Source organism: Helicobacter sp. (assembly GCF_022511165.1).
In the GTDB taxonomy this organism is placed as follows: Bacteria; Campylobacterota; Campylobacteria; order Campylobacterales; family Helicobacteraceae; genus Helicobacter_C.
Map to the genome: position 1 here is coordinate 1 of NZ_JAFLSB010000008.1, position 21,984 is coordinate 21,984.

The 21,984-nt window shown below is 38.2% G+C and carries 16 protein-coding genes; 7 read left to right on the top strand and 9 right to left on the bottom strand.

Translation table 11 applies throughout. The annotated features are described in order from the left end of the window. The 9 genes from J1E28_RS01975 to J1E28_RS02015 form a co-directional block, all read right to left on the bottom strand. On the bottom strand, positions 1 to 654 hold a 654-nt coding region (locus J1E28_RS01975), incomplete at its 3' end, for a carbonic anhydrase family protein (protein WP_291026264.1). 156 nt (positions 655 to 810) lie between these two features. Then, positions 811 to 1,872, bottom strand: coding sequence for a Holliday junction branch migration DNA helicase RuvB (gene ruvB / locus J1E28_RS01980; RefSeq protein WP_291026265.1), 1,062 nt, complete (start codon positions 1,870 to 1,872; stop codon positions 811 to 813). Beyond that, positions 1,872 to 2,666, bottom strand: coding sequence for a 3-methyl-2-oxobutanoate hydroxymethyltransferase (panB, locus tag J1E28_RS01985; protein ID WP_291026266.1), 795 nt, complete (start codon positions 2,664 to 2,666; stop codon positions 1,872 to 1,874). Before panB ends, ruvB begins: the two co-directional genes overlap by 1 nt. 91 nt (positions 2,667 to 2,757) lie before the next feature. Next, positions 2,758 to 3,648 (bottom strand): prolipoprotein diacylglyceryl transferase, encoded by an 891-nt coding sequence (gene lgt / locus J1E28_RS01990; RefSeq protein ID WP_291026267.1) that lies wholly within the window; start codon positions 3,646 to 3,648, stop codon positions 2,758 to 2,760. Then, the gene (locus J1E28_RS01995; RefSeq protein ID WP_291026268.1) at positions 3,649 to 3,966 is read right to left on the bottom strand and encodes a hypothetical protein; all 318 of its coding nucleotides are present in this window, start codon (positions 3,964 to 3,966) and stop codon (positions 3,649 to 3,651) included. It lies immediately after the preceding gene. Positions 3,967 to 4,009: 43 nt separating this feature from the next. Further along, complete coding sequence (locus J1E28_RS02000) at positions 4,010 to 4,543, bottom strand: hypothetical protein (RefSeq protein WP_291026269.1); 534 nt, start codon at positions 4,541 to 4,543, stop codon at positions 4,010 to 4,012. Further along, positions 4,544 to 6,142 (bottom strand): methyl-accepting chemotaxis protein, encoded by a 1,599-nt coding sequence (locus J1E28_RS02005; RefSeq protein WP_291026270.1) that lies wholly within the window; start codon positions 6,140 to 6,142, stop codon positions 4,544 to 4,546. A gap of 31 nt (positions 6,143 to 6,173) precedes the next feature. After that, the gene (ruvA, locus tag J1E28_RS02010) at positions 6,174 to 6,776 is read right to left on the bottom strand and encodes a Holliday junction branch migration protein RuvA (RefSeq protein ID WP_291026271.1); all 603 of its coding nucleotides are present in this window, start codon (positions 6,774 to 6,776) and stop codon (positions 6,174 to 6,176) included. After that, a complete protein-coding gene (locus J1E28_RS02015) occupies positions 6,773 to 8,617 on the bottom strand; it encodes a hypothetical protein (protein WP_291026272.1) in 1,845 nt (614 codons plus the stop codon). The genes ruvA and J1E28_RS02015 overlap by 4 nt, the downstream gene beginning before the upstream one ends. A 76-nt stretch (positions 8,618 to 8,693) precedes the next feature. Here J1E28_RS02015 and murJ point away from each other — a divergent pair, with 76 nt between their 5' ends. The 7 genes from murJ to acpP all read left to right on the top strand — a co-directional run bounded on the left by murJ (position 8,694) and on the right by acpP (position 21,963). Next, positions 8,694 to 10,178, top strand: coding sequence for a murein biosynthesis integral membrane protein MurJ (gene murJ, locus J1E28_RS02020; RefSeq protein WP_291026273.1), 1,485 nt, complete (start codon positions 8,694 to 8,696; stop codon positions 10,176 to 10,178). Continuing rightward, positions 10,178 to 11,641, top strand: a complete 1,464-nt coding sequence (gene cysS, locus J1E28_RS02025) for a cysteine--tRNA ligase (RefSeq protein WP_291026304.1) — start codon at positions 10,178 to 10,180, stop codon at positions 11,639 to 11,641. Before murJ ends, cysS begins: the two co-directional genes overlap by 1 nt. 509 nt (positions 11,642 to 12,150) lie before the next feature. Then, on the top strand, positions 12,151 to 13,062 hold the full coding sequence (locus tag J1E28_RS02030; RefSeq protein WP_291026274.1) for an RluA family pseudouridine synthase: 912 nt from the start codon (positions 12,151 to 12,153) through the stop codon (positions 13,060 to 13,062). Between the two features lie 61 nt (positions 13,063 to 13,123). Continuing rightward, positions 13,124 to 18,574, top strand: coding sequence for an MG2 domain-containing protein (locus J1E28_RS02035; RefSeq protein ID WP_291026275.1), 5,451 nt, complete (start codon positions 13,124 to 13,126; stop codon positions 18,572 to 18,574). Further along, positions 18,561 to 20,864: a penicillin-binding protein 1C gene (gene pbpC, locus J1E28_RS02040; RefSeq protein ID WP_291026276.1), complete on the top strand. Its 2,304-nt coding sequence runs from the start codon at positions 18,561 to 18,563 to the stop codon at positions 20,862 to 20,864. Before J1E28_RS02035 ends, pbpC begins: the two co-directional genes overlap by 14 nt. Positions 20,865 to 20,913: 49 nt before the next feature. Beyond that, complete coding sequence (fabG, locus tag J1E28_RS02045) at positions 20,914 to 21,657, top strand: 3-oxoacyl-ACP reductase FabG (RefSeq protein WP_291026277.1); 744 nt, start codon at positions 20,914 to 20,916, stop codon at positions 21,655 to 21,657. 69 nt (positions 21,658 to 21,726) lie between these two features. Then, a complete protein-coding gene (gene acpP / locus J1E28_RS02050) occupies positions 21,727 to 21,963 on the top strand; it encodes an acyl carrier protein (protein WP_291026278.1) in 237 nt (78 codons plus the stop codon). The last annotated feature ends 21 nt before the right edge of the window (positions 21,964 to 21,984 follow it).

Sequence of the window (21,984 nt, forward strand, 5' to 3'; positions counted from 1 at the left end):
AGCCTCAAGCTGAGTTTTTAGCACTACCCATTGCACATTTTCGCTACAAGGGGGAGTTGTTAAACTTCCCATAAACTCATAATATGCTTTAGATTCAGGCAATAAAGCACTTATATTAACTTTTTCAAGCTTTTTAGATTTGCCAGCAGCTTGAGGGAGGTTTTTGAAAACTTTTTCAAATGCCTTGTTTTCTGCTCCTTCATTAAAAAGCACACCAACAACAAGTAAATTTCCCTTATCATTTTTATGCACAAAATGCGCTTCAAGTGGGAATTTCACGCCATCAATTTGATTTTCAGATGGGGTATGAAAGTGAAATTGCACTAGCTCATACACGACACCATTAAAAGTTATGCTTGAAGCACCACCATCTACATTCACTTGAATCGTATGCCCATTATTGACAATATCTTTTGTGTTATTTGCATATGCAAAAGCCACATCTTGCTTTGTTTTCTTTGCTTTAGAAGTGATAATATCAATAGGTGTTTGTGCCTTACCTACTTTGCATAGCGCAAACTGCTTATCAAGATCTCCCCAATGTTTAGGACCTTTATCCTCGCTGTAATCCCAATGCACACCCTCACTTGCCCACGCACCTACGCTTAATGCAAATGCAACAGAAAGTGAGCAAAACAACTTACTCTTTAACATTCCTTCTCCTTTGTATTTTTGAAATAGGCTTATATTCTATGTGATTTTTTCTTAAATTTTTTATAAGCCTCGATTCTTTTTTCATTAAATTATTTAAAAAACCCAAAAATATACACAATAATAAAATATTTAAATCATTATTAAAGCTTTATAAAGTTAAAAAAGTGTTTTTTGCGTAATATGTGGAATCTGCAATAATTCATAGGTTTTGGGTGTCGCTATACGCCCTTTTGCTGTGCGCTCCAAGTAGGCATTCACTAATAAATAAGGTTCAATCACATCTTCAATTGTCGCTTCATCTTCGCTCATAGCCGCTGCAATTGTATTAAGCCCTATGGGTTTGCCTTGAGCCTGTGCTAAAATATTTAAGTAGCGCAAATCAAGCTCATCAAAACCAAGCTCATTCACGCCTAGCTCATTGAGTGCATATTGCACACATTTAAGGCTTATTTCGCTTTCTTTAGCATATATGCCTACATCTGCAAAATCCCTCACTCTGCGTAATAGTCGCAGGGCTATACGTGGCGTGCCTCTTGAACGACGTGCAATCTCATCTGCCCCGCTTTGGGCGAGATTCTTATTAAGTTTTCTTGCCGCAATAGATACGATACGCGCAAGCTCATCTGCTTCATAAAATTGCAAACGAAAGCTCATACCAAATCTATCACGCAAAGGATTTGAGAGCATACCCGCACGAGTTGTCGCTCCAATAAGTGTAAAAGGCGCAATATCAAGCTTTATTGTCTGTGCAGCAGGACCAGAACCAATGATAATATCAAGGCGAAAATCCTCCATTGCAGGATAAAGAATCTCCTCAATTGCAGGGCTTAGACGATGAATCTCATCAATAAATAAAATATCCCCCTCGCTCAAATTTGTTAAAATCGCCGCCAAATCCCCCGCTTTTTCTATCATAGGCGCTGCACTCACTTTGATATTACTCCCCATTTGATTGGCAATAATATAGCTTAATGTCGTCTTGCCAAGCCCAGGGGGTCCAAAAAAAAGAATATGGTCAAGACATTCTCCACGTTTTTTACTTGCCTCAATGGCGATTTGAAGATTTTTTTTAATTTTTTCTTGCCCGATGTATTCTTCCCATACGCTTGGGCGCAAGGAAGATTCTTGAGTGATTTCAAAATTAATCTTTTCTACCTCAACAATACGATTAATTTCTGCACTTTGAGCCTGTGATTTTTGCAATGAAATTTTTTCCATTAATAACTCTCTTGGCTGCTTGGAAATGCACAAGTTTTTACATCATTAGCATAATTTCGTATGGCTTCTTTAAGCATTGCCTTTCCATTGCAATAACGGCGCACAAATTTAGGCTTAAAAGTATCAAAAAAGCCAAAGGCATCACTCCATACAAGAATCTGTCCATCACACTCTACCCCCGCGCCAATGCCAATAGTAGGCACTTGCACAGCTTTTGTAATAGCACTGCCACATTCTTTACTCACACCTTCTATGAGGATTCCAAATGCTCCGGCTTCTTGCATAGCAAGGGCAGTTTCTATAAGCTCTTTCTGCTGTGCGCTCTCTTTGCCTTTAACCTTGAATCCCCCATCAAAGCGCATAAATTGTGGTTTCAAACCAATATGTGCCATAATAGCAAAGCCCTCATCACATAGTGCCTTGATTAGGGGAAGTTTGTCCATTCCTACTTCAAGCTTGAGAGCATCTGCACTTGTGTGCTTATAGAATCTTCGCGCATTTTTAAGGGCTTCTTTGATAGTAATATAACTCCCAAATGGCATATCCGCAATGACAAAAGAATGCTTCACGCCCCTACATACTGCTTTTGTGTGATAAATCATTTCTTTGGTTTTAAGAGTGAGTGTATCATTTTGTCCGCCAAAGCTCATATTCAAACTATCGCCCACTAAAATCACATCGACTTCACCATCAAAAATATGCGCCATAAGCGCATCATAAGCCGTGATAGCTGTAATTTTCTCCACCCCTTTTTTTGCCTTTAGCTCATTAAGATTCATTTTTTTTTCAAGCATTCCTTCTCCTTCCGCTCTTTAAGCATTGCTGAGTAACTTCATAAATCACTGCACATACTACCATAGCAATATCTATATATCCTAAAGAGGTTCATTTTTTATTTGATTTTTTATGAGTTTTTTCTAAAGCAATAGGCGATAAAATAGGCTTTTGCCTTATCACAATAAACCAAAGCACGACACTTATCCCAAACATCACAAGACTTAGAATCTGCCCCATTGACAAACCAAGAGCAAAATATCCCATCTGCGCATCTGCCTCTCTAAAATACTCGCACATAAATCTTGCAAAAGCATATAATGCACCATAAGCTACAATCAACATACCGGGCTTTTTGCTCCATTTAAGCACACAAAGCAGGGCAATAAAAACAAGCACTCCCTCGCCCAAAGCCTCAAAAAGCTGACTAGGATAGCGCAATTCTCCATTAACGAGTATGCCCACACTTCTCCCAAAGCTATTATCCTCCACGATACGTCCATAAAGCTCGTGATTAAAAAAATTACCCAAACGCCCAAATACATAACCCAAGGGGATAGAAACCGCGGAGAGATCCATAAAAGTCCAAAAAGGCTGCTTCTTAAAATGGCAAAATAAAAATGCCCCAATGAGAAAGCCAAGCACTGCTCCGTGATAGCTAAAGCCACTAATGCCCACGAATGTGCCATTGTAGTAGGGATTAAACATCTGCCAAGGCTGCAAAAGATACTCCCATCTCTGCGGGGAATATACAAGTATGTAGCCAATGCGCCCCCCTAGAATCACACCTATTTCAACCCAAATAAAAAAACTATCAAGCTGCTCTTGGCTCACAGGAAAACGCGCATTATTATATTTCACAAAGCACTTTGCAATAGCAAGAGCAATAAGCATAGCACCCACATACATAATGCCATACCAATGTACATTGATACCAAAAGCCTCAAATGCGATAGGATTGATATAGTCATAGATTCTATTCCATATGCTATATTGCTCCAACTATACCTCCATAATTTTGATTTTAAATTCATCAATTAAATCAATTTCTTCAAAAAACATAAATAATCTCAAATCATCAACGACAATTTCTATGCTTATCTTGTCTACATCGCGTAATTTAAATAAATAGCCCAACACATAAGAATTAATAGGATAGGCTTTAGTGAAAAAGATTCGAAGGAGATGGTGTTCAGCCAAAAACTGCGGAAGAAGATTTTCTAGCTCAATTTTAAAAGTCAAAAATGCATCATAGGTTTTAAGCTTCCCTGTGCTACATATCATCTGCAAATCATTAATGTTTTGAACACTTAGTGCCATTTTATTCCTTTCAATAAACTATTATAACAAAAATGTGTAGCATTCAATGAGTTTCTTTTCTTAATAAAGGCATATATAATGTTACTATGCCTTTTGATAGCCCATAATACACTCTTATGCGCGTTTGTGCTAGACAAAATTTAATAATGCGCTCCCCTCTTCCACCTAAAACTCTCATCATAGGAGTTTTATGCATTTTATAGCAAGGCTTAAAAGGAAAGGTAAAAGTCATAAGAATCTGTGTGGGTTTTATCACTAACATACAAGCAATATATGATTTACGCAATAAATACGAGGTATTGTTTCTCCTTGTAGAATGCGTACGTGATGATGTTGGAAGCGATGCAAAGTGCGAAGTGTGAGATTGAGGTAAAGGCTTATACACAGAGGGCTTTATATAAAACTCTTTTTTACTTATGCGTTGTATATGATGCTCAATGATATTATGCACACATTCACATAATGCAAGTCCTATCTCATCAAGATTTTGTGCCTTAGGAATGTGAGATTCTACCCACGCAAGAAAGGGAGCTACTGCTAATAAATCACCCTCAAAATGCGTGCGGTAGATTCTCATTTAGGTTCTAAATTTACTAATTGCATCATCAAGCTCTTTTGCCTTAGCTGACATATCATTAGCAATCTTTTGTATATTATGCCCTACGCTTTGAGTTGTCTCTGAAGATTTAGCAATCTCTTGCATCATCTCTGCTAATTCTTTCGTGCTATGGGCAATAGAGGTGCTAATATCTTTGAGATGTATCGCATTTTGCTTTGTCGATGCAAGCTTATCGTGTGTATTATGAACTTCATCAATAAGCGGTGTAGTTTTACCTGTAATTTCTATCATATTTTCTGCTGTATCCTTAATACTTGTCCCCATATCATCAATGCTTTGTGTTACAAGATTCACATTTGCAGCAATCTCATTGAGTGATTTTTGGGTGCGTTCAGCGAGTTTTCGCACTTCATCAGCCACCACCGCAAAGCCTCGCCCGTGCTCTCCTGCACGTGCAGCTTCAATGGCAGCATTCAAGGCTAAGAGATTAGTCTGATCGGCAATATCACTAATAATAGAAAGCACTGATTTAATTTGTTCAGCGTGTCCTATCAGCTCTTCTACACGATCTAAAATCTCCTGCTGATTTTGTGCAGAAGATGAGATGAGTTCGACAGAATTTTGGAGATTACTCACAAATTCATCAAGGGTTGTTTCAGTTTGCTCAATTTCATTTTTAGTAGCATTAGCAATCTGCTCGGCATTATCAAGATTCTCACTGACTTTATAGGCTAAAGCATTGACTTTATCGACAAGCTCAAATTGCTCATCAGAATTTTTTGATAATGTATTTGATACATCAAGCAATCCACCGCAAGCTTGCATATTTTCCTCGCTCACGCGTTTGCTTACTGAAATCGTCTCTTGTATAGTTTGAATAAACTTATTAACATAACCTGAAGTAATACCCACTTCATCATTGCGTTTAATAGCAATACGTTTCGTAAGATCCCCGCTCCCTCCTTCTGTAAGATCTTTTGCCATATCACGCAAACTATTAAGCGGCTTGACGAGTTCTTTTTCAAAAAACACATAAAGCCCAAACAATGCCAACACACCTGCTACAAACATAGTAAGCAAAAGAGAATCTTCATTATTACTAATTTGCTCATAAAAACCTTCAGTTGAGATTTTAAGCTCAAGCACACCAAGCACATCGCCATCTTCCACTGCTCCATATTGATGGCAAGTCAAACAAGTTTCATTAGCAACAAGAGGCTTAAGAAATACCACGCTATGCTCATTACCATCATAATTTTCTTTCAAGCGAGCTTGTTTATCCTCAAAAACCTCCACAATCTCCTTTTCATCACTCACTTTATCATTCATACCAAAGAGATCAATCACGCTTTGACTTTTATGAATCTTAAGGGTAAGCACACCTGGAATCTTAGCTGCTTCATTCAATCCCGCATCAATCATCTCTCTTGTTCCCATATTCATACTCATACGCACGGTTTGAAAAACCGAATCCCCAAGCATTTGTGCATTTTTCTTGCTCTCTTTTGCTGCCATACCCTGAAAACCTGAAGCGATAATGCCATAAAGTATGCCAAAACCAATAATGATAAATATCAACAATGTAAAAAGTACTTTAGCTCGAAATGTTTGTAACATAACTCTCCTTTATCTATTTAATTTAATTTAATTAAGCTAATTTTTTAAGTGCCTCTTTAAGCATTTCAGATACATTTGTAGCCTCTACACCCTTAAGCGCTCTACTTATATCATTTTCTTTAAAGCCGAGTGAGCGCAATGCCAAAGAAGCCTCATATAAAAGATGATTTTGCGGAGCAACGCTTTGATTTTGCAATAACTCCGCAAAGAATCCTGCCACATCAACCATAATCTTTCCTGCACCTTTTGGACCAATGCCCGGAACTTTTTTGAGCGCATCAATATCTTTATTTGCAATAATCGTAGCAAAATATGTGGGCGTATAGGTTGAGAGAATAGCAAGGGCAACCTTAGGACCTACGCCATTAATCTTAATCAATCTCTCAAAAGTCTGCCTCTCCATATCATCAATAAAGCCAAAAAGCAAATGCGCATCTTCACGAATGATATGCGTGCAGATGATTCTTACTTCTTTTTGTGATTGTGTCTCTATTTGTGCTCTTAATGCAGAAGTTGCATTAAGAGACATTTGCACCCCATAGACTACCCCTCCCACATCAATCTCTACAAACATCGGCTCTAGTTTGCATACAATGCCTCTTAAGCCTACGATAAGATTCATTGGGGCGCTCATTGACGCTCTACCTTTTGTATTTTGCATTGTTCTTTATCAATATGAATCTCTACTTTTTCGCCATTATGCACAACGATAGTATCCTTTGATTGAGGGAAAAAACTTTCATATATAACTTCATTATCCCCCTGCCAAGGTGTATCAACAACAATACTTGCCTCCTTGGCTTGTTCATTAAGGATTTCAAGTCGCTTGTTTAAGTCCTTACTTTCTTGTTTTAAGGCTACAAGGCGATCTTTAAGATATTTTGTGCGATGAAGCAAAATCACATATTGAGCCACACTATCAGTGATATTGCGTTCATTTGGTTTATTGTTTCTCTTATTTTCTTCCATAATGAGCTTGATTTTATTGACCACAGGCTTTGTTTTATGCACAAGTGCCAAATCTTTATTTAACACCGCAAGAAGTGTATTCATCATTTCAAAATTATGTTCAATACTCTCATTGACATACTCTATTTCTTCTTGTGCTTTTAAAGAAGCGTGAGAAGAAATAAGAAAGTGATTTTCCCCACCATTCATACTTTTGATATGCGCGCAATGAGAGAGGGTAAGCTTAGTATTTGAATGCAAATTATCAATGTTAATATCCTTTGCCCTTATACTTCCTCCATTGGCTTGCTCGATAGTAACCTCCTCGGCATCTATGCTCCCTACCTCAAGCCGAGAGATATGAATCTTCTCTGCCTTTGCAGCACCTTTATGTATATCAATCTTTACTTCCTTGCCTTTTATGGTTGCGCTGAGATGTGTTTGTCCATTAATCTCCACCTTATCTCCTACTACACTTGCATTTTCTGCAATACTCCCATAAATCTTAATATCCTCTGCTTCAAGCACAATACCCGCACCTATAGCATCTTGACTAGGATCAACACAAGCAACTTCCACCACAAAGCCTTTTTTATCCCCTCCAAGTAATGAGCCACCTGTGCGCAAACTAACTTCAGCTAGATGAAAATCAGTCAAAATCTTTAACTCACCCTCTCCTACCGATACATAGCCATCTTGTGCGGCATAATACTCTATAACACCTTCTTTTTCTTCACTCCTAAACTCACCTTCCTTGTAGCCCATTTTCATTTCTAAATTTATGTTATCTTGCTTTTTTGCGTGGATATACTCGCCCTTTAAATTGCGTCCGCTCACTCCTGCTTGAGGCTTAGAGGCCAAGCCCACCAAATCTCCGGCTTTTGCTGCATAAGAGGCAAACTCTACTGGCTTACTATGTGATTTATTCCATTCTTCTTTAAGGGTGAATCTAAATGCCCCGCTCATACTAGGGACAAATCCTCCCGCCTTTGCAATCATCACATATCGCGTAGCCTCTACTTTACCCTTAATAGAAAGAGAGGCAAATAAATCCTTAAGGGCTTGAATCTCCTGCTGTATATCCGCACCAAAAAGCCGCACAATGATATTTTTCTTTGCTTTTTCTCGCGTAATTTGCTCATAAAGCTGTGTGAAAAATTCATCATCTTCGCGCACCTCTAAGCCCTCTTTAAGCTCAAGGCGAATCTCATAGTATTCATCATCTAAATGCAATTTCACAAAGGGGGCTAAATCACCCTCTTTAAGCCCACGTAACTTAATATCATACACTTGTTTAATATCAAAATCATTTTGATTGTATCGTGTCTCATCACCTAAAATACTTGGATATTCCTCTGGTGGGAGAATGCTAAAATCTTTCTTTGTTTCTCCACGATACAAAGTGCTAATATGCAATATATCAAAGCTCACCATTCCTTCTTCAAGAGCATACAAATCACATATTTTTTTAATCTCAACATTCACATCAATGCAGGATTTTATAGAAATAGGCTCAAAGAGTTGCATAAAACCTCATCGTTCTTAATTTGTTTATTGCTATAATAGCACTTTTATACTTAATAATATAAAGTAAAGGTAAAATTTGATAAAAAAGGCATTTTTAACAAACAGTAGCGGCATCTTACTTTCGCGCGTTGCTGGTTTGATACGTGATTTATGCACAGCAAAAATCTTAGGAGCAAGTGTATATAGCGATATTTTTTTTGCTGCCTTTAAGCTTCCTAATCTTTTTCGGCGCGTATTTGGTGAAGGAGCTTTTACACAAAGTTTTTTGCCTAACTTTATTCGTAGTCGCAAAAAAGGCATATTTGCGCTTGTTACTTTTTTTATTTTTGCTTTTTTTATTCTCTGCCTCTCACTCCTTGTGATGTGTTTTAATGGTTTTTTTACCAAACTCCTTGCTTTTGGTTTTGATGAAGCAACAATTAATCTTGCTAAGCCTATTGTAGCAATTAATTTTTGGTATTTAGAGCTTGTGTTTATTGTAACTTTTCTGTCTTCACTTTTGCAATACAAAAACTGCTTTTGGGTTAATGCTTACAACACCGCGCTTTTAAATATCGCAATGATTGCTGCTTTATTTCTTGCTCACGATAAAGATTCTATGCAAGTTGTCTATATGCTTAGCTATGGCGTGATATGCGGTGGAATTGCTCAAATTCTCTTGCACTTTTATCCGCTCTATCGCTTAAGATTTTTTAAACTTCTTTATATCGGTGCAATAGAGCTGTGGCAATGGATACGCACAAAAAATCCAAATAATAAAATCACAAAGCGCATAGCTCAAGCCAAAGCAGATATTCAAACATTTTTTAAGCAATTTTTTCCTGCAATGCTAGGAAGCTCCACCGCGCAACTTGCAGCCTTTATCGACACACTTTTGGCTTCGTTTCTTGCCACAGGAAGCATTAGCGCCCTTTATTATGCAAATAGAATCTTTCAATTCCCCCTTGCCATTTTTGCCATAGCTATTTCAACCGCGCTCTTTCCACTTGTAGCAAAGGCTCTTAAAAATCAGCAAACACTCCAAGCATTTAAGGCACTTAAAAAATCCTTTTGGTTTCTTTTTATCGTGCTTTGTATGTGCGTATGTGGTGGAATCTTCCTTAGCCAAGAAATCATTAGCCTCCTTTATCAATGGGGGCAATTTAATGAAGAAAATACGCGCATTGTCGCAGGAGTTTTTAGCGCATATATGATTGGTTTAGTGCCTTTTGGCTTAAGTAGAATCTTCTCACTCTGGCTTTACTCTTATCAAATGCAAGGCAAGGCTGCTAAAATCTCGGCTATTTCATTACTCTGTGGCATTGCATTTTCACTTATATTGATGCACCCCTTTGGCGCAATGGGATTAGCCCTATCAGGGAGTCTAAGCGGTTTTGTGCTTTTTATACTCACAATTAGAATCTTTGGCTTCAAGCGATTCTTAGGTATAATAGCCTACAAAAAAGCGTGGGGGCTTCTTGTGGTAATTTGCTGCATAGAATTGCTACTCCTATGGTATCTCAAGCCCTACATTAGGGCTTTTGTTGATGCTTTTCATCTTTTTGTAAGGAATATTCTATGATAACCCTTTTTGATAGCGTAAAAAAACAAAAGCTCCCTTTTACCCCCATAAAAGAAGGCGAGATTCGGCTTTATGTATGCGGTCCCACCGTCTATGATGATGCGCATTTGGGACACGCACGAAGCTCAATTGTGTTTGATTTATGGCGGCGCTTATTTGTTTTTTTAGGATTCAAGGTGATTTTTGTAAAAAACTTTACAGATATTGATGATAAGATTATTAAAAAATCCCTTGATAGCCACATAAGCGTTAGTGAGCTTACCTCGCGCTATATGGATTCATATTTAAAAGATATGGATTCTCTTGGGGTATTACGTGCAGATATTGAGCCAAAAGCCACAGAACATCTCCCTCAAATGTGCGAAATGATAGAATCCTTGCTCCACAAAGAGTATGCGTATAAGGGTGAAAATAATGATGTGTATTTAAGCATTAGCAAAGATGCTCATTATGGCTCACTCTCGCATCGAGCTGAAGATATAAACGCACAAAGCCGCATAGAAAATGCACAAGACAAGCTTGAGCATAATGATTTTGCACTATGGAAGGGCTATAAAGGGGAGAATGATATTGCTTATGATAGTCCATTTGGCAAGGGTCGTCCCGGCTGGCATATTGAATGCTCGGCAATGATTGAAAAGCATTTAGCCTATCAAAACGAGGCGTATGCCATTGATATTCACGCCGGCGGTGCGGATTTGCTTTTCCCTCATCACGAAAATGAAGCCTCACAAACACGCTGTGCCACAGGACGCGAACTCGCTAAATATTGGCTTCATAATGGCTTTGTGAATATCAATGGTGAAAAAATGAGTAAATCACTTGGCAATAGCTTTTTTATCAAAGATGCACTCACAAGTTATGATGGCGAGATATTGCGCAATTATCTCCTTGGCGTGCATTATCGCTTGACTCTTAATTTTAATGAAGAGGATTTATTGCAGAGCAAAAAGCGACTTGATAAAATCTATCGCCTCAAAAAACGTGTGCAAGATACCCTCCCTCCGCATATTCCTACACAAAGCATAGAATCCTTGCACGATAGCGCCTCACTCCAACATCTTGCCAAAAATGCACAAAAGGATTTTTTACAACCCTTACTTGAGGCACTAAGTGATGATTATAATATTTCAAAGGCTCTAAGTATTATCGAGGATATGCTCTCTCGTAGCAATGAAATCCTCGATAAATACCCCAAAGATAAAACCCAAAAACAAAGTATTGGTGCAAATCTTTTGTGCATAGAGTTTTTGCTTGGACTTGGAAGCAAGAATGCGCAAGAGTATTTTCAGCTTGGATTGAGCGCAGAGAAAAAAGCATATATAGAAGAACAGCTCCAAAAACGACAAGAAGCAAAAAAAACAAAAGATTATGCCTTAGCTGATAGCATACGCGATGCTTTAAAGCAAGAGGGCATTGAAATTATGGATACTCCTTTTGGCACAACTTGGGAAAAAATATAATCACGCCTAGAGTAAGCTTAAGATTCATAATCTCAAAACCCCAAAAAATAAAATCTACCCTAAGATTCTAAGAATCTCTTAATAATCTCACTATTTCTTAGCAATAAAGTATATCTTTATTGCATTTAGAATCAATAGTGTGCAAAGCACAATCTTAAAGGCGTTTAGGGAACGAGGTGTATATCACCTAGCCGACTTCATTTAAGCCCCTCCTCCTTGATAAAAAAAAGAATAAAAATAAACTTATATATTGTAACTTCACATTAAACTTTAAACTTATATCAAAATAAGAATCAAATAAAATCAATTAAGTAAGTTGAGGAGATTCTAAAATCCCCCTTTAAATTTAAGCTCCCTTTGTCCATCTGCAAAAAATAAAAGATAAAATCTAAAAATCTACAAGCAAAATTAACATATATTTAGCACAAGAAGTGGGGCTATATTAAATCTCTCCTATGCAATTTATCTGCTAGAATCTACAATCTAAAACATCATATATAAGGATACAAATGCCCTTTGTTACGCGCGAGTATGAGATTACCCAACCCATAGCAGCATTTTTATTCCTTATGCGACAAAAAGGATATAGTATTAAGGAAGCTCAAAGAGCCATAGATAAGGCATATCTTACGCAACAAGGGCGCATTGTGGCTAAAAATGAAATCATTTGTGGCAAGGTGGAGCTTAATGAATTTGAAGCCTGTGATATTGCGCTAGAACCTCTCTATTACAACACAGATTTTTGCATATATGATAAGCCTCATAATCTCCTTAGCCACCCTAAGGGCAGATATTTCCACTACTCGCTTAATGACGCGCTCAAATCGCGCTTTGGCAATAATGCAAGCATCATTCATCGCCTTGATAAGCAAACAAGTGGCTTAATTATAGGCGCGATTAATCCCACAAGCCAGAGGGAGCTCAAGCTATTAATGCAGCAAGGGCAGATTCACAAAAGTTACAAAGCGATTGTGGCAGGAGAACTTACACAAGAGATACTCATCAATGAGCCAATAGCCACACAAAAGCACAAAGGTGGAGATTTATGTATCAAAAGTATTGTGAGTAAAAATGGTAAAAAAAGTCGCACTCTTGTGCGCCCTCTTTCATATCACGCCCCCACAGATTCTACGCTTATTTATGCTATACCTCTAAGTGGCAGAACACATCAAATTCGTGTGCATTGTGCGCATATAGGACATAGAATCTTAGGAGACCCGCTCTATGGGGTAGCAAAATCTTATAGCCGAGCCTATCTTAAAAACGAACATCTAGCAGCATATGAGCAATACTTTGGCGCACCCTATTTATGCCTCAATGCCCATAAGCTTGAGTTTTGCTTTAAAGGGCAAAAATATCATTTTAAAAGTGCCATAAATTTTGATTGTGCGCCACATTTTAGGGATATTGAGCAACCTTGATGTAATGTTTTTTGATATAATGCGCAGGATTATACTGCGAAAATAACATAAGGAAAGATGAGTGAAAGAGCTTAGCTTAAAATTTTATCTCTATATTATAAGTGCATTTTTGATATATTTTATGAGTGCGTGTTCGGATAATGGAAAAGTCAGCTCCTATACCGAGAATATCTCTACAAACCAAGATTCTATCCTCATTACCTTTAACACCCCCATTGTAGAAGATACAGAATCTGGCGCAATCTATGAAGTAAAAGCAAGTGATAATATTATAAAGCTTGATGGCAAGGGCATTGATGCCTCTTATGCTTATCAATCCCCCTATGAGCTGCTTATTGCTCCAAATTATCTCCCGCTTTTAAAGCCCCATACAAAATACACCCTCGCCATTAATCTCGCAAAACTCGAAAAAACGCTCATTGAAGATTCTCTCTCGCTTCCCTTGCAAACAGCCTACACAGAAGTAAATTTTTCATCTTTTACTCCCTCATACATTGATGATAAAAGCTTGAGATTCTCTATACAAATTGCATTTTCACAAGGTATTAACATAAGCGATTTGTTTGCTATGCAAGCCCAAGACAAAAAAGATACATCTAAAGCTATCACCCTTAAAGATGACAAGGGGGCAGATGTTGGCTTTAGCTTAGAGAGTGGTTTAGATACATCTTTGGTGCTTTTAAGTGATGTTTTGCCTATACAGGAGGATAAAACCTATATTTTAACACTCAAGGCTTCATATTTTGGGTTGCAAAAAGATGAAGAGATACGATATGTGCAAAGTGCGGGAAATTTAGAAGTTACACAAATAAATGCAATAAGTGCAGAGACACCTTATATCCAAGTGCATTTTTCTATGAATCTCGCCCCCAATCCACATTTAGAAAACTTTATTAGCATTAGCCCGGATATAGAGGCAAAATTCTCTCAAAGCGGTAATATCGTGCGCATTGACGCACCTTTTAACCTCTCACAAAACTACCAAGTACGCATCAAAGAAGGCTTAATGGGCATTGATAAATCGCGTATGCAAACGCCCAAAGAAGATTCTGTAATCTTCCATCAAATCCCCCCAGCCCTTGCATTCTCGCAACAGGGTATTTTTCTCCCAAGTGATGCACAGCATAAAATCGCCTTTAAAAGTATTAATCTCAAAAATGTAAAACTCAAAGTCAGCAAAATTTATCCAAATAACATCACAGCCTATTTGTATAAACAAAATCTCATCGGGCAAACTCAATACAAAGATAAGCCTTATGATTATGACTACTATGATGATGACTATGAAAACAGAAATCGTGGTATTTATGCGGATTTTGAACGCTTAGGCGATGTAGTGATAGCACAAGATTTTGCGCTTGAAATGAAACAAAATGAATGGATTCAAAGCGAGATAGATTTATCCCCGCTCAAGGACAAAAAAGGCATTTTTATTATTGAACTTGGCTTTGATGAAAATGATATTGTCTATGAATTTCCAGAAGATACCTCCGCGTGGCGCAAAGAGCAGTTTTTTAATCAAGCAAAGATTCAAAAACATTTGATTTTTTCAAATATTGCCCTCATCGCCCAACAAATTGGTAATAATGAACTAAGCGTAATGGCGCTTGATATGACTAATAACAAGCCACTCTCCTCTGTGAAAATCGATGCTATAAATTCCAAGAATCAAACCATAGAAAGCATTAATACAGATTCAGAGGGTGTGGGGATATTGCATAATGCCTCTTCGATTATGTATCTTGATGCGAGTAAAGATAATGATCATACGATTTTGCGACTTAATGCGCCTTTAAGCGTAGAGGGCTATGATGTAGCAGGAGAGCAAATACAGGGCAATACAAGAGCTTATATTTATACTGATAGAGGCGTATATCGTCCGGGTGAGAGTGCGCATATCAATATCATTGCAAGAGCAGATTCTAAGCCCATAACCCACCCTATACTTGTGAGTATCACCTCTCCACAGGGCAAAAGCGTGGTAGAAAATATATCTCTTAAAGAGCAGTCTTTTGGGCTATTTTCTTATACATTTCATACAGAAAAGAACGCTCCTAGCGGCATTTATAATCTTCAAGTTAAAATTGGAGGTAGCACATTTTGGCATAATATTCCCGTAGAAAATGTTGTGCCAAATCGCATAAAAGTAGAAATAGAATCTCCTGAACATCTTAATGCGCAAGAGTTAGCAAACAACGATGATAGTCTTTCATTCAAGCTTTCTTCAACATATCTTTTTGGCGCGCCAGCAAGCAACTTAAACTTTAAAGCAGATTTGCAAATAAAAGAAGTAAATTTTTATGCACCCTCATATAGTGATTATACTTTCACTTCGCCCCTATCACTTCAATATCGTGTCAATGATTCACAAGAGGGAAAGCTCAATGAGCAAGGCGTGGCGCATTTACATTTTGATACTAATGATGTGGAAAGTCTAGGGAAAAATCTTCGTGCGATTTTGCGCACTTGGGTGATTGAGAGCGGCGGAAGATCTGTGCAGAATGCAAAGGCTATGGATATTGTGCTTTATGATAGTTTTGTGGGTATTAAAGCACCGCAAACTCGCTATGTGAGTGCGGATTCAGATATTCATTTGCCTATCATCGTGCTTTCAAATGATACGCATAAACCTATTGCAAATCGCAAACTCACTTATAGAATCTACCATTCAAGCTACTCGTGGTGGTGGGATTATAGCAATTATGATGAATTCGTGCGTTCTATAAAAAGCAGCAAATATACGAAGATTCTAAAAGAAGGCACACTTACTTCAAAGCTTGAGCCTGTTACATTAAGCTTTAAACCCAATCAAAGTGGAGAGCTTTTTATAGAAGTAGAAGATGAGCAAAACCACACAAAAAGTGCTATTTCACTCTATGCAAGTGAATATGGAGAGCCAACTTTAGCACCAAAGCTCACGCAGCTTAAGATTCAAGCTGATAAAACACATTACTTAAGCAGCGAGAAAGCCCAAATTAGCTTTGAAAGCACCAAAGATTCTAAGGCGCTTGTAAGTGTTATTGGAGAAAATAAAGTGCTTGAACGCTTTTGGGTAGATACAAAAGAAACTCAAACGCAATTCACTCTCCCGCTCAAAGCCTCCTATGCCCCTAATGTGTATGTGAGTGTGCATCTTTTGCAAAATTACCACACGCTTGATAATGACCGCTCACAACGGCTTTATGGTGTAATACCGCTAATGGTAGAAGATAAAGATTCACAACTCACACTTGAGATTAATGCGCCAAAATCAATCCGCCCCAATACAGAATTTACTATCAATCTCTCCAATAAAGAACATAAAAAAGTCGCCTATACTCTTGCTATTGTCGATGAAGGTTTGCTTGATTTGACAAATTTTGTCTCACCAAATCCGTGGAAATTTTTCTACCAAAAACTTGCACTTTCACTCTCAAGCTTTGACAACTACGATATGATTATTGGGCGCAATATAGGCAAGATTGCGCAGATTCTTAAAGTCGGTGGCGATGAGATGTTAGCAAACTCACAACGCAAGGATTTAAATCAAGCTCAAAGATTTAAACCTGTAACCTTTTATGAATCTACAATGAGCGATGAGCAAGGCGAGGCAAAATTTACCTACACAATGCCCTCGTATATGGGGAGTGTGAGGATAATGGCAGTAGCTGTGAATGAAAAATCCTATGGTGGAGCTTCGCAAGATATGCAAGTGAGCGCACCGGTTGTGATGCTCCCTACGATTCCTCGAAGTCTCAAAATTGGCGATACCTTTAGCTTAGCCATTGAAGTTTTACCCACACAAGAAAAGGTAGGTAGGGCGACTTTGAAGCTTAAAAGTGGCGATAAGATTACACTAAGTCAAAACAATATTACCTTGCAATTTGATGATAAAAAACCACAAAGTGTCTATATTGATGCAAAAGTGAGTGAAGATCGTATTGGGCAGGATTTTATCGATATAAGCCTCTCAAGTAAAGGTTTCAGTATGCAGGAAAAAACAGAAATTGATGTTTTGCCCTATAATCCTTATACAACTATGAGTAAAAAAATGATGCTTGAGCCAAAATCCCAACTTACACTCGAAAACCCAAAAGATTTTATTCAAGGTTCAGAAAATGGCTATGTGATTGTGAGTAAAAGCCCTATTATGAGCATTGATGGGCGTATTAAGTGGCTTATCCGCTATCCCTATGGCTGTATTGAGCAGACAACCTCAAGTGTAATGCCCCAGCTTTTTATCACAAAGCTCAGTAAGGCTAACTTTATTGACAAACCCACAATCGTGCGCAATATCAACGCAGGAATTGCGCGTATAGGGGGATTCCAAACTAATGATGGCGGATTTGCCTATTGGCAGGGACAACCTTCTGCGGATAGATGGGGAAGTGCGTATGCAGGGCATTTTCTCCTTCTTGCTAAAGCACAGGGGTATTATGTGCCAGAAAGTATGCTCAAAAAATGGCTCAATTACCAAAAGCATTATGTCAAACAAGATGCAAATCTCCCTACTATCGTGTATTCTCTCTATCTCCTCTCGCTTGCAGGTGAGCCACAAATAGGCTTACTCAATGATATATATGAACATCGCTTTAATGCCCTTGCAGTGAGCGATAAATGGATTTTAGGCGCAGCATACAAACTCGCAGGGCTTTCATCTATGGCAGAAAATATTACAAAGAATCTCCCTACCAAAAGTAGTCGCGATAGAGATTCTTACTCCCAAAGTTATGGCTCAAGTTTACGCGATGATGCGATGATTTTACAAGCCTATAAAGATATTTATGGCTTGCCTCATAAAGAGCTTTTTTTTGAGATTGTCCAAAAACTTGAAAGCAGTGAGTGGTATTCTACTCAAACACTTGGCTACTCACTCTTAGCTCTTGCCCAAACTGCCCCTGCAAATACAAATGAGAGTGGCAATGCCCTTAATGTGAGCTTTAATGATAAGAAGCTTGAGAGCGAGGAGAATGCAGATTTTATCAAAATACCCTTTAGTGCGCCTAAAGGCAAAATCAGCTCAAATAATGCTTTTCCACTCTATGTAAATCAGGTATGGGACGGCATTTTACTTGAAAAAGATATTCAGCCAAAAGCGCAAAAAATTGCCCTTAGTCGAAGTTTTGTTGATGAAAACAATAACCCTATTGATGTGAGTTCTTTGCCCTCTTCAAGCACATTTTATCTCAAACTCACATTGAGTAATGCAAGTGAGCGCGTAAGTGTAGATAATGTCGCTATCACGCAGAATCTTCCAAGCGGTTGGGAGATAGAAAATACGAGATTAAATGAAAGTGAGCTTCCTGCATTTATCTCGCAAAAGGGCATTTCCTATACTGATATAAAAGATGATAAAATAATGTGGTTTATGGACTATCAAGGCAATGATATATCAATGTTTGTAAAGATTAATGCCATTACTCCGGGTAGCTATCTCTTGCCACCTGCCACGGCAGAAGCAATGTATGATCATAGTTTCCTTGCTAATACCCAATCTCTACCCATTGTGGTAACCTCTCGTGAAAAGGAATAGAATCTTCCACTCACTCAAAATGCCACTCATTCTATGTGTGGGAGGAGTTGTATTTTTCTGTCTTTATGGCTTAGGAGTGCTTATAAGCTTTTATCACACACTTAAGCCCAAAGAAGATCTTTTTGAATCTGCTTATAGTAAAAGTGTGTTTGATAGAAATGGCGCACTTTTGAGCGTATTTTTAAATAAACAAGAACAATGGCATCTTAAGTCCCCACATAGCCCCTCAACCAAACTTCGTCTTGCCGTGCTTACTTATGAAGATAAGCATTTTGAAAAACATTTTGGCATTGATATATTTGCGCTTTTGCGGAGTGCAAAAAATAATCTTACCTCGCCCAAGCGTATGGGTGGAAGCACCATTAGTATGCAAGTTGTAAAGCTCTATACAAATGCCCCACGCACACTTTCAAATAAAATCAATGAGCTATTTCAAACATTTGCCCTTGAATGCGCATATAGCAAAGATGAAATTTTAAGTATGTATCTTAATAATGCCCCTTATGGCGGCAATATTGTGGGCTATCATTCAGCTTCACTTTTATATTTTGGAAAAGATTCCCGCTCACTCACTTGGGCAGAATCTGCCCTCCTTGCTGTGCTGCCTAATGCCCCCGGACTTCTTAATCTCCACAAAAACACACAGATTCTCCAAAACAAACGTGATGCTCTATTAATAAAACTGCACAAAAAAGGCTATTTTGATGAAACAATCCTTGCCCTTGCACTTAAAGAACCTCTGCCTCAAGCAAAAATAAGCTATCATAATATTGCTCCGCATTTAAGTGTGCGCCTTGCTTCTAGCCAACAAGAAAACAATATCATCACCACGATTGATAAAAATCTACAAATGCGCCTAGAATCCACCATAAAACAATATCACAAAAAGCTTTATCCACAAGGTATCTTAAACCTTGCCGCCCTTTTAGTAGATACACAAAGCGGGGAAATTTTAGGCTATGTAGGCTCGCAAGATTTTTTAGATATACAAAATTATGGACAAATCGATGGCGTGCGCGCTTTGCGCTCACCCGGCTCATTGCTTAAGCCTTTTTTATACGCCCTAAGTATTGATGAGGGTTTAATCGCCCCTCAAAGTCTTCTCATTGATGTGCCACTCTTTTTTGCTAATTTTAACCCACAAAATGCCCAAAAAAACTATCAGGGATTAACCCAAGCTCAATACGCCCTACAAAAGTCGCTCAATGTACCTTTTGTCAAACTTTTACAAATATATGGATATGAAAAATTCTTCTTTAAACTCCAAGATATGGCGCATCTCAAGCCAAGCAATCCCTATCGCTATGGCTTATCTTTTATCCTTGGCTCAAAAGAAGTAAGTATGCTTCAAATCGCAAGACTTTATCGCGGACTAGGCAATTATGGTGCATTTGGCGACCTCTCATTTTTAGCAAATAAACCCCCAAAGCCCACACAGCAATACCTCACAAAAGGTAGTGCTTATTTGACTTTACAAACATTAAAAGAATTAGAACGTGAGGGGATCTTGGATTTTTATAAAGACAAAATGGTATTTTCGTGGAAGAGTGGCACAAGCTATGGGAGAAAAGATGCGTGGGCAGCGGGGACTAGTCCTAAATACACTATTGTTGTGTGGGTAGGAAATTTTGATGGCAAACCAAATCCTAATATTATGGGGGTAAAAACTGCAGGAACACTCCTTTTTGAGATACTTTCGCTCCTGCCTGATAATCACATTAACTTTGCACTTCCTGCAGAGGAGCTAAGCTATATTGAGGTGGATAGATTGAGTGGCTATACATTAAGCGATGAATATAAAAATTTACTTGGGGATAAAGATTTAATGAAAAGCATTCTCTACCCTAGCGATGCAAAGCCTCTGCGCCACTCGCCTTTTTATCATAAAGCCTTTATGTATGAAGGGAAGGAGGTAGATTCTTATGATAGCCATTTTCTTGAATCTATACCCCAAATCATACTTAAACTCCCACTCAATGTGCTTGCATATTATAAGATTCAAGATGTAAAGATAGAAAAACATATCCAAAAGCATAAAAAAAGCGTGCAGATTCTCTATCCTACACAAGGGCTTAAAATCTTACAAGCAAAGGATTTTGATGGACAAAAAGAGCTCATTATTGATGTGAGCAATCTTAAAAATCAAACCATTTCGTGGTATCTTAACAAAGAGCTTATCCATACCTCCACACAATCATATTTTAAAACATTCCTTGCGCGAGGAGAATATCATCTCACAATCGTAGGCGAAGATGGCAGCATAGACAGCGTGAGCTTTAGCATAGAATAGTTAAGTTACTAAAATAAGCTAAGATTGCATAAAAACACAAGGAGAGTGTATGAAATTTCAAGGAAACAATGTGCTTATTACAGGCGCGAGCAAGGGCATTGGGGCGCAGATTGCTAGGACATTAGCAGGATATGGGCTAAAAGTGTGGATAAATTATCGTTCAAAACCAGAAATTGCCGATGCACTGCAAAAAGAAATAGTATCAAATGGAGGCAAAGCGGCAGTGATGAAATTTGATGCAAGTGTGGAGGAGGAATTTGTAAACGCCATAAAAGCAATTACAGAAAGTGATGGCGCTTTGAGTTATTTAGTCAATAATGCGGGCATCACAAATGATAAGCTTGCCTTGCGTATGGGAGTAGCGGATTTTGAAAATGTGATTGAAGCCAATCTCAAATCCTGCTTTATTGGCTGCAGAGAAGCACTCAAAGTGATGAGTAAGCAACGTTTTGGAAGTGTCGTAAATATCGCCTCAATCGTTGGCGAACGTGGTAATATGGGACAAACAAACTATGCAGCAAGTAAAGGTGGAATGATTGCAATGAGTAAATCTTTTGCTTATGAGGGCGCACCACGCAATGTCCGCTTTAACTGCATTACACCCGGATTCATTAAAAGTGATATGACTGATGAACTCAAACCCGAAGTGGTAGAAAGCTATATGAAAAACATTCCTCTTGCGCGTTTTGGGGAAGCAAGCGATGTAGCAGAAGCGGTAGCATTCTTGCTTTCAGAACACTCAAGCTATATTACAGGCGAGGTGCTTAAGGTTAATGGTGGGCTATATATGTAGCAAAGCGTTTGTTATTTAACAAAAATTTGCTACAATGTGGGATTTTAAGTTTAAAACAAGGAGCATACAATGAGTAAAACATTTGAAGATGTAAAAGCAGTAGTCGTAGAGCAGTTGAGTGTTGATGCGAATGAAGTAAAGCCAGAATCTCGCTTTATCGAAGACTTAAATGCAGATTCACTTGATGTTGTGGAGCTTGTTATGGCATTAGAGGAAAAATTCTCAATCGAAATTCCTGATGAAGATGCAGAAAAAATCAAAACAGTGAATGATGTTGTTGCTTATATTGAAAAAGCAACTAAATAACACAGATGTCAGAATCTGCTT